Here is a 12,589-nt window from a genome sequence, read left to right as displayed (position 1 = left end):
CGCTTGGGCTCGGCGTTCCTTCGCTCCGGTATCCATCCGGGGACACTGCCCTCCGGTCTGCTTCGCGACGACCTACATGCAGCGTGTTCGACTGCGTCGAACGGCGCTGCGCGCCACTCCCCGGATGCACACCTCCACTCAGCCTCCCGACGGGGCGGGTGGATCAAGATCAAGTGCTGCAGGCGAGCTAACGCTCGGCCTGTTGAGTGGTGAGGGGCGAAAGGCTTACCCGATTCAATGTGGTGTGGCAGAAATGGCGGCCACAAAAAAGGCGACCCCTTCACAGGAGTCGCCTTTCCTTTAACCGCCGCTAAAACTTACTCGGACAGTTTGTACGCAATCACGTAGTCACCTTGCTTGGTGCCCAGCGACCCATGACCACCCGCAACGACCAGCACGTATTGCTTGCCGTCCTTGCCGGTGTAGGTCATCGGTGTGGTTTGCGCGCCTGCTGGCAGGCGGCCTTCCCACAACTGCTTACCGTTTTTTACGTCGTAGGCGCGCAGGTACTGGTCGAGGGTGCCGCTCAGGAAAGCGACGCCACCAGCGGTGGTGAAGGTCCCGCCCAGGCTAGGCACGCCCATGCTCAGCGGGATCGGAACCGGCGAGCTGTCGCGCACGGTGCCGTTTTTGTGTTTCCAGATGATTTTGCTGGTGGTCAGGTCGACCGCTGTCACGTAACCCCAGGCCGGTGCCTGGCACGGCAAACCCAATGGCGAGAGCAAGGGTTCGAGGATGACGCCGTAGGGCGCGCCTTTGTTTGGCTGCACGCCTTCGGTTTCGCTTTTGCGCGGGCCTTGGGCAGCGATTTCGGCGGCCGGGATCATTTTCGATTTGAACGCCATGTAGTCCGGGTTCATGAAAGCAATCTGACGCACCGGGTCAACCGAGATACCGCCCCAGTCGAACACGCCGAAGTTGCCTGGATACACGATCGAACCTTGCAGCGATGGCGGTGTGAACGGGCCGTCGTAGCGCATGGATTTGAAGTCGATCCGGCAGATCAGTTGGTCGAACGGGGTGACGCCCCACATGTCGCGTTCTTTCAGCGGCGGCGGCATCAGGTTCAGGTCGGATTTCGGTTGGGTTGGCGAAGTGTGATCACCTTCGACAGCGCCTTGCGGCACTGGCACTTCGTTGATCGGCACGATGGCCTTGCCGGTGCTGCGGTCCAGCACGTAGATGCTGCCTTGCTTGGTGGACGCGAGTACCGCTGGCTTCACGCCGTCAGCGGTTTTCAGGTCCATCAGGGTTGGCTGGCCACCGACGTCCATGTCCCACAGGTCGTGGTGGGTGAACTGGAAGTGCCAGCGCACCTTGCCGGTGGCGATGTCGAGGGCGGTCAGGCCGGCAGAGTGCAGTTCCGACTCAGGGGTACGCGCGCCACCGAACTGGTCCGGGGTCTGGTTGCCCATCGGCAGGTAGAGCATGCCGAGTTTTTCGTCGACGGCGAACATGGACCACATGTTCGGCGAGTTGCGGGTGTAGACCTTGCCTTCGGCAATCGGCGTGGTGTCGTCCGGGTTGCCGCTGTCCCAGTTCCACACCAGTTTGCCGGTGTGCACGTCGAACGCGCGGATCACGCCGCTAGGCTCGTCGGTGGAAACGTTGTCGGTGACGTGGCCGCCAATCACCACCAGGTCTTTAGTGACCGCTGGAGGTGAGGTGGAGTAGTAACCGCCTGCAGTGAAGCTGCCGATGTTGGCGCGCAGATCAACCTGGCCCTTGTCGCCAAAGTCTTCGCACATTTTGCCGGTGTCGGCGTCGAGGGCGATCAGGCGGGTGTCGGCAGTCGGCAGGAAGATCCGGCGTGGGCAGACACTGCTGACCGGCGCAGGGTTGGCGGCGCCGGTCGGGCTTTGCTCGGACGCATAAACGGCGTCATCGTGATACGTCACGCCACGGCAGGTCATGTGCGCCCAACCCTTGAAGTTCGCCGCGTTTTGCGTGGAGAGCTTCGGATCGAAACGCCAGATTTCCTTGCCGGTGTCCGGGTCCAGCGCGATCACCTGGCTGTGCGGCGTGCAGACGTAGAGCATGCCGTTGACTTTCAGCGGGGTGTTTTCGGCGGTGGTTTCGCCCGGGTCGTTCGGCCCTGGCAGGTCGCCAGTGCGGAAGGTCCAGGCCGGAACGAGCTTGTTCGCGTTCTGCGGCGTGATCTGCGCCAGTGGCGAGTAACGATCGCCATGGGCACTGCGGCCGTAGGAGTTCCAGTCACCGTCGGGCATGGCCGGGGCGGTGTTGGTCATGCCCGGTACGCTGTCGCGGTCCAGTTGGCCTTTGATTTCACCGGGGTTGGTGAACTGGCTGGCCAGCGCGGCAACACCGGCAATCGCCACGGCAACGCTCAGCGCACCCGTGCCGACCGGATTGAACTCACCGCGATGCAGCGGGCGGCGGACCCACGGCAGCAGCAGGACGATACCGAAGGCAAACAACATCGCCAGACGCGGCACCAGTTGCCACCAATCGAGGCCGACTTCCAACAGGGCCCAGACGGTGCTGGCGAACAGCACCGCAGCGTACAGGCCCAGCGCAGAGCGGCGGGCAGCGATCAGCAGCACGCCGGTCAGCGCCAGGCCGATACCGGCCAGCAGGTAATACAGCGAGCCGCCGAGCATGCTCAGCTTGATCCCCCCGGCCAGCATGGCCAGGCCCATTAGCAGAAGCAGGATACCGAGCAGGCTCGGCAGCAGACGGCTTCGACTCAAAGCACCATCAGTGCTCATAGTGTGGTTCTCCGTGACGTTTTAAGTAGTCCCGCGCAAGTTCACTGTAGATGACGATCCGGTGCGGGCAGGGTTCATGTAAAAAGTGTTGGGTTGATGCATTCCCCTGTGGGAGCGGGCTTGCTCGCGAAAGCGGTGTATCAGTCAACATCTCTGTTGGATGTGAAATCGTCTTCGCGAGCAAGCCCGCTCCCACAGGTTTTGTGGTGTTGTTTAGAACGAGGACTGGATCTTGATCCCGCCAATCAGCGCGTCATCGACCTTGTCCACGCCACCGGGGTGGCGGATGTATTGCAGGTTCGGGCGCACGGTCAGCCAGTTCGTGACGTGCACGCCGTAATAGAGTTCGGCGCTGTATTCGGTGTCCTGCGGTGGCAGGAAGGACGGGTCGTTGTAGTCGAACACGGAGCGGGCCTGATTGGTCGCCTCGGCGTTCTTGCGGTAGGCCGGGTTGACGTGGACGCGGGCCAGGGCGAAACCGATGTCGTCCTTGGCGCGGGCATCGAACAAGCCTTTGTAGACGACGCCTGCCTGGACATAGTTGTCGATGGCGTTGGTCTTCTTGTCGTGCATCGTGCCGTTGGCGAACACGCTCAGGCCGCGGGAGTTGTCGCTGGCGCGGCTGGTCAATTGCTGCTGCACACCGAGCCACACGCCGTGTTTGCTCGACGCGCTGCGGTAAGCCTCGCCACTCAGGGCGGCCGGCTGGCCGTTGCTGTCCTTGTAGACATCAGTGGCGTTGGCGTTGCTGTAGTAATAACCGGCGCGGTATTCGCCCGGCAGGCCGTTGAGCTTCGGCGACCAGACCAGTTCCACCGGCAGGATCGCGCCCTGGGTGCCGCTGCCGCTGAGCTTGAAGCCGTTATCGCGATCGAGGTTCGACGGGTTTTGTTCATAGACGCCGACTTGCGCGTACAGCTCCGGCGTCAGGTGATATTTGACCCGCATCGCCCATTGGCTGACCGGCCAGTTGTACCAGATGCCACCGACCCAGTTGCCGACCTGAGAGCCGCAGAACGCGAGGTTCTGGAAGTCGCAGGGGAAGCTGTTGAAGTCTTCGCCTTCGCCAAAACGACCGACTTTGATGTCGAGCTTTTGATCGATGAATTTCTGCTGATACCACATCTGCGTCAGGCGCCAGGTTTGCCCGCGACCCCAGACTTCCTGAGCCGAGGTGAACCCGCCCACGCGTGGGTCGTTGATGCGGTCGTTGCTGATGTTGTTGCCGTTGCGCTCGGTGATGGTCAGCTGAAACTCGGCGTCGTCCCAGCCCAGAATCTTCTGCAGGTCCAAGTGGGTGCCGAAGCCAAACTGGTCGCTGTAGCGAGCGGTGCGGTCATGGTCGTAGCCGCCGTGCAGATTGCTGCCCATTTCGCCGGTGTAATCGACTTTGAAGTCGTAGCCTTTTTCCGAAAGTTCGGTGCGCGTGCCGTTCCAGTCGCCGAGCATCCACGGTGACTCGCTATCGAACGCCGGAGCGGCCTGGGTGCAAGTGGCGAGACCCAACGCGGTGAATCCGCCGATCAGGTTCAGGGCTTTTCGACGAGCAATAGCGATGCAGACAGCGCTGTCTCGCGGAGTTGAAAAATCAGGCATAGAGAGGGAATTCTTGATCTTTTTCTGGGGGAGTGAACTGGAAGCGGCAGTATGTCGCGGGCAGATGAAGCGTTTCAGCTTGACGGGCGCAAGGATAATGTCCTGTTACAAATAGAGAAAGGGCTTTTACTGACATGGAGCGTTTCGGATTTGGTAACAGTCCATGGGAAAAGATCGCAGCCTCGTTTCACTCGACAGCGAGTGAAACGAGGCTGCGATCTTTTGCGGTTCACCTACATTTAACTGACCGCACACAGATCGCTTCCCCCCAACGAAGCCCTCGGCTAAGGTGCGCGGCTTCCCATTCTTTCACCGCTCGAAGGCCCGGCATGACCGAACAGAACAACAACCCGCTGCACGGCGTGACGCTGGAGCAAATCCTCAACGCGCTGGTTGAACACTACGAATGGTCGGGGCTGGCCGAGCGCATCGATATCCGCTGCTTCAAGAGTGACCCGAGCATCAAGTCGAGCCTGACTTTTCTGCGTAAAACCCCATGGGCGCGGGAGAAGGTCGAACGCTTGTACGTGAAGTTGATGCGCACCAAGCGCCCGGTCTGAACATGGTCAACCCACCGACGCCAGGTTCTGCCGCGAGGCGTCGTTTTGTCGCCGTGGCTGCGGTGCTTGGCTGGGCGGGACTGAGCATTCAGCTGTACCTGATTTTCTACTCACGCTGGACGCTGGCGGCCAGTCTGCTCGGCGGGCTGGTCAGCTTCTTCAGCTATTTCACCGTGCTGAGCAATACGCTGGTGGCGACCGTGCTGACGTGCGAGCTGACGTCCCGCGAGTCGGCGGCGCGACGCTGGTTTTTGCAACCGTGGGTCAGTAGTGGCATTGCCGTGAGCATCGCCGTGGTCGGCCTGGGGTACAACGTGTTGTTGCGCCATTTATGGCATCCGCAAGGCTGGCAATGGCTGGCCGATGAACTGATGCATGACGTCATGCCACTGCTGTTTCTGGCTTATTGGTGGTGCTGTGTGCCGAAAGGCACGTTGCGACTGCGGCATATCGCGGCGTGGGTGATCTATCCAGTGGTGTACTTCGCGTATTCGTTGTGGCGTGGGCATCTGCTGGCGGTTTATCCCTATCCGTTTATTGATGTCGAGAGGCTTGGTTATCCACAGGTGTTCGTGAATGCTGGCGGGTTGCTGGTGGGGTTTGTGGTGATTGCCTTGCTATTGATGGGTATCGACCGCCAGATTGGGCGGCGCCGATAGCGCCGCCATCACTAATCACTCTTCGTCGCTGTCACCCAGCCGCCAGTAGCCGACGGCTTTGACGGATTGCTCGTTCAGCCCGTGCTCATCCAGCAACACCCGGCGTATCTGCCGCGATACTTTGCTCTCGGTCGCCACCCAGGCGTACAGATTGCCGCTGGGCACTTGCAGCTGCTTCACCGTCGTCAGCAGGTTGTCCTTGCCGCCCTCGCGCAATACCCAGATCACATTGACCTGCGCGGCGCTTTCCAGACGTTGCTGTTCGGCGCCGTTCTCTACTTCCACGATCACCAATGCCCGGCGATTGGCCGCCAGGCCTTCCAGGCGCCGAGCGATCGCGGGCAGGGCGGTTTCGTCACCGATCAGCAAGTAACTGTCGAAGATGTCCGGCACGACCATCGAGCCCCGTGGCCCGCCGATGTGCAGGAATTGGCCGGGTTTGGCCTGCTCGGCCCAGGTCGCCGCAGGACCGTCGCCGTGCAGCACGAAGTCGATGTCCAGTTCCAGCGTGTCGAGGTCGTAGCGGCGCGGCGTGTAGTCGCGCATCGCCGGCATCGGCCCGTTGTCTTTACCGGCACCGAGCACCAGGGTTTCCAGGGCGGCTTGTTCCGCCGCGTTTTGAGGGAACAACAGTTTGACGTGGTCGTCCGTGCCGAGGCTGACGAAGCCCGCCAGTTCCGGCCCGCCCAGCGTGATGCGGCGCATGCGCGGCGTCAGGTCGACCACCCGCAACACTTCCAGACGACGGCGTTTGATCTCGTGGCTGACACGGTGAATGGTTTGCACGATCACTTCAGTCATTCGGCTTGCTCCTGAGCGGGTTGAACGACAGGGCCATCAACGATGGCTTTGGCGGTGTTGTTAAGCAGGTCGCGTACCCGCAGGATTTCTTCCGGGCTCCAGCGGCCGTGATGCATCTGCAAGGCATGACGCAAGTTGTGCACTGCTTCGTGAATCTCGGCGGGGCGGTCATGGCCGCGCAATGAGCGCTTGCTGACTTCGATGCGCATCCGCACGCCGTCCAGTGCGATCGCCTGTTCGCTTAATGACAGACGTCCGGCATCGGTGATGGTGTAGCGTTTTTTCCCGCCCTCGGCGTCGCCCAGGATCATCTCGCTTTCTTCAAGGAAGGTCAGGGTCGGGTAAATCACACCGGGGCTGGGGCAGTAGGCGCCGTCGAACATGCTTTCGATCTGGCGGATCAGGTCATAACCGTGGCAAGGCTGCTCGGCGATCAGGGCCAGCAGCAGCAGTTTCAGATCGCCTGGGGCGAAAACTCGCGGGCCTCGGCCACCTCGTTCGCGGCCGGGGCCTGGGCGTTTTTCGAAGCCGTCGCGGCCGTCGCTGTGTTCGCGGTGGGGGGAATGATGGTCTCTCATTTTGCGTCTTCTCTCGTCGTATTTAGATACAACTTAAGATATATCTTAAGCGCGAGGCAAGACGTTTTTTGCAAGGGGCTGATCGGTGCCGACGGGCGGTTGGCGCGGTCAATGATGCAATTCACCAGGAAATATCACCGTACATAAGCTGATTTTGTCGCCGATACAGGAATTGTTTAACAGTTAAAGCTATTGCTCTAATAATAGTTGAGTTTATGTTCTAAAAATCCGGAAAGTCCACTGTTGTCTAGACAAAGTCGCTGTATGGTTTTTTTAGTAAAACTGTATGTAGGCTGTAACTTACAGCTACTGTTTGGTGTTTGAGTTTTTTGTTTCTTTTTCCTTCTGATGATGAGGTTGTTTAACTACGCGCTCATGGGAAGTTGCCTGCTTACTTTCCGGAACAAGAAGTCGAAGATGTTTCGGCGTTGGAGGTTCAAATAAAGCGACCCATTACGGGCAAGCATTTTTTAACTTTCAATGAACCGATTCCATAAAGAAAACAGGTACTTAACAATGTTCAAGAAAATCGCAATCGCTGTCCCATTGGCTTTTTTGGCGCTGGGTTCCGCCGGGGCATTTGCCGCAGGAGAAGCTGCTCACTCCATCAGCATTATCGCCCACGTGCCGACTAACGGTTTCTACGTGGTACCTACCCATCCTGACCTCGTCAACAAGGATCAGGATATGAGCTACCAGCCTACCACCGGCAAAATGGGAGAAGTGAACGGGTTCTTCGATGTGCGTAACAACAGCGGTTCGGTTCATGCCAGCCTGGACAGCGCACCAAAACTGATCTCTGGTTCCGATTCCATTGCGTTGAAAGTGGAACTCAACAACAGGGTACTCAACTTGACCCCGCAACTGGTTGTGGGTGAAGCCGAGTCTGACGTGAACTTCCGCGCACCGTTGAAAATCAGTGCGGTAGGTACGACCTTTCAGCCGGGCGACTACACCGGTGTCGTGGCAATGACCTTCGACGCTGTCCCTCCCGTGGGCGGCTCGCGCTAACGTTCAAAGTCGCGCAAACCGGCAGGGCAAACAGCATTGTTTGTCCCGTCGGACTTCAACTTGATCGTAATCAGAGTAAGAGTTCATGTTCCCGATGACCCCCATCGCGGCTGCGCTTGCGCTGTTGTTTTGCGCCAGTGCAGCGGCGGCTCCCGTTTCTTCCGCCGGTACGACACCGCGAAGTCTCCTGGCGCAGGCCAAAGGTCTTCCGGCGGATTTCGAGGAGCATTTCTTTGATGTGCCTCTGGCTGTCCGGGTAGAACTCGATCAACAGCCTCTGGGAGAGGCCATGGTGGTGTTGTCTCGCGATGATCGCGTCACCCTGCTCGAATTTACCGACACCAGCGAAAACCGTTTCGGCCCCGCTGAACGGGAAAAATGGGCAAGTTATCTCAAGCCGGGTGTGCCGCTGGGCAATTGCACTGGGTCATGCCCGGATCAGGTGCTGGCCGTGCACTACAACCTGGAAAGCTCGTTGGTTTCGATCCTTACCGAAAACGCTGAACGCGATGTTGAAGCCAAGCGTTACTACGAGCAGCCCGATGGCGGCAGTAGCGGCCTGATGGTGCGCAACCAGCTCAACCTCAATGGCGGCCAGGATCAGGATTTGGGCGGGCGCTATGGCCTTGAAGCCAGCGCGAGCCTGGGCAACTGGAGCCAGACGTTCAACATGCAATTGGCCCGCCTCGGCGGTCCCGACGATAAGCTTTATCACGCAGTTCACGAGCTCTACACCCAGCGCGAACTGCAGGGCAGTTTCCTGCGCCTGGGCTATTTCACGCCCAATTCCGAAGGGCTGACCCGCCAACCTCGTACGTTTGGCACCAGCCCCGATACCGCTGTCGGTGTCATGGTCGGCAGCTCCGACAGCCTGGCGATCAACAGCCCGATGCCCAGCGTCTACCCGATTTATGTCACTGCAAATCGCCAGGGTTCGGTGGAGATTTATCGCGACGGTCTGTTGATCAACACCCAGTCGGTGCCCGCGGGGTTGCAGACCCTCGACACCCGTCCGCTACCAGGCGGTATCTACGAAGTGGAAGTGCGCCTGATCGAAGACGGTCAGATCACCTCCACCACCCAAGAGTTGGTGTACAAGCCCAACAACTGGCGCAACCTCGACGAGCGCTGGCGCTACAACCTGTTTGCCGGTGAAGAAAGCAAACTGCTCAGCAACTGGGATCAACAGTCCAGCGGCAATCCCACGGCAGGGGCCTCGATCAATTACCTGATGCACCCGCGGGTGATCCTCGGGCTATCGGCGCGGCAGATTCGCGAAAAACTGCAGTACGGCAGTTCCATCGACTGGACCCTGGCCAATCACATCAGCCTGTACGCCAACGTGTATCAGACCCAGGATCATGGCACTGGTCTCGATCTGCAAAGTCTTTACAACTATGGTTCCGGTAGCCTGGTCATCAGCCACAACCGCAGTTGGCTGGACACCACCGACCTGTATGAAACCCTGCCGGACGGCACACGGATACGCCAGCGTAATGTGTTCGTCGGCGAGACCAGCAACTCATCCCTGTCGCTGAACCATCGGCTCAGCAGCAAAAGTTCGATCAACGCCCGGGTGTCCCACAGCGAGGGTAACGTTGAAGGCGTCGGCCTGGACCTGGGCTGGAACCAGCGCACCACGCTGTTCGGCAGCGATGGCAACTGGCGGCTGTCGCTGTTCGACCGGCCGGGCAGCTACAGCAGCGGCAGTGCGCGCAATCGCGGTGTCGACCTGAGCGTCAACCTGGCATTGGGCGCGCCCGGCCAGCAGATTACCGGCAGCATCGGTTCGCGCACGGCCCGTGACGGCAGCCGCGACAACAATGCTTCCCTCGGCTGGCGCCAGGATTTCAACGATCACGTGCTGCAAAACGTCTCGATGACTGCACTCACTGACACCTACGGTGTGGGTGTGTCGAGCCTTGCCAGCTTTCGTACCGACGCAGTCAATGGCGACGGTTTCGTCCAGCGTTCGTCGTACAACGGCAACTTCACCGGCGGTCTTAACCTGGACAGCACCCTGGTCGTCGGCGGCGAGCAAATGCTCATGACCAGCCATTACGAAATGCGTGGCGCGGGAATGATTGTCGATGTGGAATCGGACATCGATGACATCATCCTGCGCGCCGACGATTACAGCGGTGGCGGCGCGGCGTTGAAGCCGGGGCGTAATTTCATCCCGATTACCGCATACCAGAACAGCTCGGTGAGTTTCGACTTCGAGGGCAACCATGTCCCGGCGGCGACCATCGAGCCGGCGCGCACGCGCTATCACCTGAACAAGGGCGGGGTGGAATACCGCAAGGTCCGCGTGATGAAGACCCTGACCGTGCTCGGCCGGCTGGTCGATGCGCAGGGGCGACCGCTCAAGGGCCATCACGTGATCAACCACGCCAGCCGCGGGGTGACGGAAGTCGACGGGTTCTTCTCGATGGAAATGAATGCTGGCTCGCCGACGCTGGAAGTGCGTCAGGGTAATCAATTGCTGTGCCAGTTCCGCCTCGATGCGAGTCGTCACCGCAGTGAAAACAACGTGTTGATGATCGGTGATCTGCGGTGCACGCCGGATACCCTGGCTGATGCGTCGTTTATTAAACAGAAGGCGGGTTGAAACGATGATAAGGGGTAAAACAGGAAGCCGCAGTTTTTGGTTTTTGATATTAAGCCTGATGGCCGAATCAGCGGTGAGTGCAACGATGGATATTCGTGCGGTGTTTCGACCCGATCCTTCAAAACCACTGCAAAACAAGTTTGTTAATGAAACCCCTCTAAGTGGACATTGCGAAATGCAACCTGCGTTTTGCAAAGACAGAGAGCTGTTTTCTTTGCTTATACCCATCGGATTCCGATCTGTTGCGCCCTTTGAGGCAGGGCATGCCGATCAACGCAGGGGGCCGATGTTTCGGGTACCCGGTGAATGGCAAAGACTGAGTGTCAAGCATTCAGACACACTCGAAGAAGCTGATTTGGAAGTCCGGATAGTCTCGATCGGTGGGCGCTATATCCTGCCTGATACGGCGGAAAATTTGGTCGGTACAGGCGAGCCCACAACTGTTCAGGGTTGGCACACACGCCTTTGGAGCGACTGGACGTGGCAACCTCCTGAACCTTGTCAGTACACAGGAGGTATGTACACGTTACCGGCCAGTAGAACCTTCTTTTGGTTGACCACCGCATCCAGCGTGTGTGCCGCGAGGGCCAATTACCCAGTTCCGTCCGTGACCTATGACCGGATGCAGATTGGCTATGAGTTGCGTACGCCAAACCCGCTGCAGATGTCTTCCGGTAATTACTTTGGCAGTTGGACTTACACTGTCGGACCCGGGATGGATTTCGACATGGGCGACATCATGCAGCCTGATGACTCGACCCTGACCCTAAGTTTCGATCTGGATGTGCAACACACTTTGAAGGTTGACTTGCCGCCGGGCGGAAACAAAGTTTCGCTGGAGCCCGAGGGCGGGTGGCAACGCTGGATTGAAAGTGGTCGCAGGCCGAGCAAGCTCTACCGCGACCAGCTGTTTTATCTGTCGGCGTCGTCGCGCTTCAAAGTCATGATGCTATGCAACTCGACCGGCGGCCCCCGCTGCAAGCTGTTCAGCCCCAAAGGCAATACCACCGAAGTGGAAACCTACCTCACCTTGCCCGACGGAATCACCGGGCCAGGCGGGCCGGGGCAGGTCAAGCTTCTCCCGCTTAGACACAACACGTGGTCATCAGTCTTTCAACCAGGGATCTATGTGAATCGCAAGGCCGGCTCGCTACGTTTCGAGATGCCCAAGGACTCCATCGACTTTCTGCTGCGGCCCGATATGAGAGACACGTTCAGCGGCAACATCACCATTATCTGGGACTCGGATGCTTGACCGTTCGAGCCTCGCCACTTTTTTCTGATGAGATCAAAGACAATGAACCGTGTGTTTTTGCTGTGGGTGCTCAGTGTGTTTTGCGGGACGGTCAACGCCGGGCCACAGATCAATGTCGGCACCGTGTATGACTATCTGGATGCGGATAAAAGTACCTACCTCAAACGAGTATTCAACAGCGGCGATGCCACCGCGTTCGTCAAGGTCAACGTGCTGGAAATCGTTTACGACGCCGATGGTGCGCCCAAGGAAATTCCGGTCGAGGCTGCCGTGGACGGTGCCTCGCGCAACGGTGTGATGGCCAGCCCGGCGCGGCTGATCGTGCCGGCCCAGGGCATGCAGGGCACACGCCTGTTGTACATGGGCGAACGTGACCGTGAGCGCTACTTTCGCGTGCGATTCGTGCCCGTGGTGCCGGAAAAGGAAGATGAATTCGCTGTGTCCGGCGAAGAACGCGAGGACTACAAAAAAAACCTGTCGGCGGGGGTCAACGTGATGACCGGGTTTGGCACGGTCTTCTTCGTTCGTCCCAAAAACACCCGTTTCGAGAGCGCCATCAGTGAAACCGACCAACGTTATGAGTTGCGCAATAACGGCAACACCGTGGTCATCGTCGACGAGTTCAAAAGCTGCGCAATCAGCAATGAAACCGAATGCGGAGCGACCACCAAACACCACGTCATGGCCGGCAAGGCATTTGGCTTCGACAAGGAAAAGGGGCGCGAATACCGTTTCACCCTGATCGAAGGCGACAGTAAAAAAGTCCTGAAGATTGCCAGCCGATAGGTC

General features: G+C 58.9%; 10 protein-coding genes. 6 read left to right on the top strand and 4 right to left on the bottom strand.

The features are described from left to right. Positions 1-317: 317 nt before the first annotated feature. Both KGB23_RS28270 and KGB23_RS28260 read right to left on the bottom strand, forming a co-directional pair. Positions 318-2,729 carry a glucose/quinate/shikimate family membrane-bound PQQ-dependent dehydrogenase gene (locus KGB23_RS28270; protein WP_223433432.1) on the bottom strand — a complete coding sequence of 804 codons (2,412 nt, stop codon included), beginning with the start codon at positions 2,727-2,729 and terminating at the stop codon, positions 318-320. Between the two features lie 213 nt (positions 2,730-2,942). After that, positions 2,943-4,325 carry a carbohydrate porin gene (locus KGB23_RS28260; protein WP_223433431.1) on the bottom strand — a complete coding sequence of 461 codons (1,383 nt, stop codon included), beginning with the start codon at positions 4,323-4,325 and terminating at the stop codon, positions 2,943-2,945. 329 nt (positions 4,326-4,654) lie between these two features. Between KGB23_RS28260 and KGB23_RS28255 the strand changes: the two genes are divergently transcribed. Beyond that, entirely contained in the window at positions 4,655-4,885 is a 231-nt protein-coding gene (locus tag KGB23_RS28255; RefSeq protein ID WP_007944895.1) for a VF530 family DNA-binding protein, read from the top strand. A gap of 2 nt (positions 4,886-4,887) precedes the next feature. Continuing rightward, the gene (locus tag KGB23_RS28250) at positions 4,888-5,544 is read left to right on the top strand and encodes a Pr6Pr family membrane protein (RefSeq protein WP_223433430.1); all 657 of its coding nucleotides are present in this window, start codon (positions 4,888-4,890) and stop codon (positions 5,542-5,544) included. A gap of 15 nt (positions 5,545-5,559) precedes the next feature. On the opposite strand, the gene KGB23_RS28245 is transcribed toward KGB23_RS28250, so the two are convergent. After that, on the bottom strand, positions 5,560-6,345 hold the full coding sequence (locus tag KGB23_RS28245; protein WP_223433429.1) for a siderophore-interacting protein: 786 nt from the start codon (positions 6,343-6,345) through the stop codon (positions 5,560-5,562). Then, positions 6,342-6,923, bottom strand: a complete 582-nt coding sequence (locus tag KGB23_RS28240) for a PadR family transcriptional regulator (protein ID WP_223433428.1) — start codon at positions 6,921-6,923, stop codon at positions 6,342-6,344. Before KGB23_RS28240 ends, KGB23_RS28245 begins: the two co-directional genes overlap by 4 nt. Positions 6,924-7,439: 516 nt before the next feature. On the opposite strand from KGB23_RS28240, the gene KGB23_RS28235 reads away from it, so the two are divergent. The 4 genes from KGB23_RS28235 to KGB23_RS28220 all read left to right on the top strand — a co-directional run bounded on the left by KGB23_RS28235 (position 7,440) and on the right by KGB23_RS28220 (position 12,586). Next, the gene (locus tag KGB23_RS28235; protein WP_223433427.1) at positions 7,440-7,934 is read left to right on the top strand and encodes a CS1 type fimbrial major subunit; all 495 of its coding nucleotides are present in this window, start codon (positions 7,440-7,442) and stop codon (positions 7,932-7,934) included. A gap of 85 nt (positions 7,935-8,019) precedes the next feature. Then, positions 8,020-10,545 (top strand): CS1-pili formation C-terminal domain-containing protein, encoded by a 2,526-nt coding sequence (locus KGB23_RS28230; RefSeq protein ID WP_223433426.1) that lies wholly within the window; start codon positions 8,020-8,022, stop codon positions 10,543-10,545. After that, complete coding sequence (locus tag KGB23_RS28225) at positions 10,514-11,800, top strand: hypothetical protein (protein WP_223433425.1); 1,287 nt, start codon at positions 10,514-10,516, stop codon at positions 11,798-11,800. Before KGB23_RS28230 ends, KGB23_RS28225 begins: the two co-directional genes overlap by 32 nt. Positions 11,801-11,842: 42 nt before the next feature. Further along, the gene (locus KGB23_RS28220) at positions 11,843-12,586 is read left to right on the top strand and encodes a molecular chaperone (RefSeq protein WP_223433424.1); all 744 of its coding nucleotides are present in this window, start codon (positions 11,843-11,845) and stop codon (positions 12,584-12,586) included. The last annotated feature ends 3 nt before the right edge of the window (positions 12,587-12,589 follow it).

This window comes from Pseudomonas sp. GL-B-26, assembly GCF_019947405.1.
Lineage (GTDB): Bacteria > Pseudomonadota > Gammaproteobacteria > Pseudomonadales > Pseudomonadaceae > Aquipseudomonas.
This window is presented reverse-complemented; position numbering and strand designations above follow the sequence as displayed.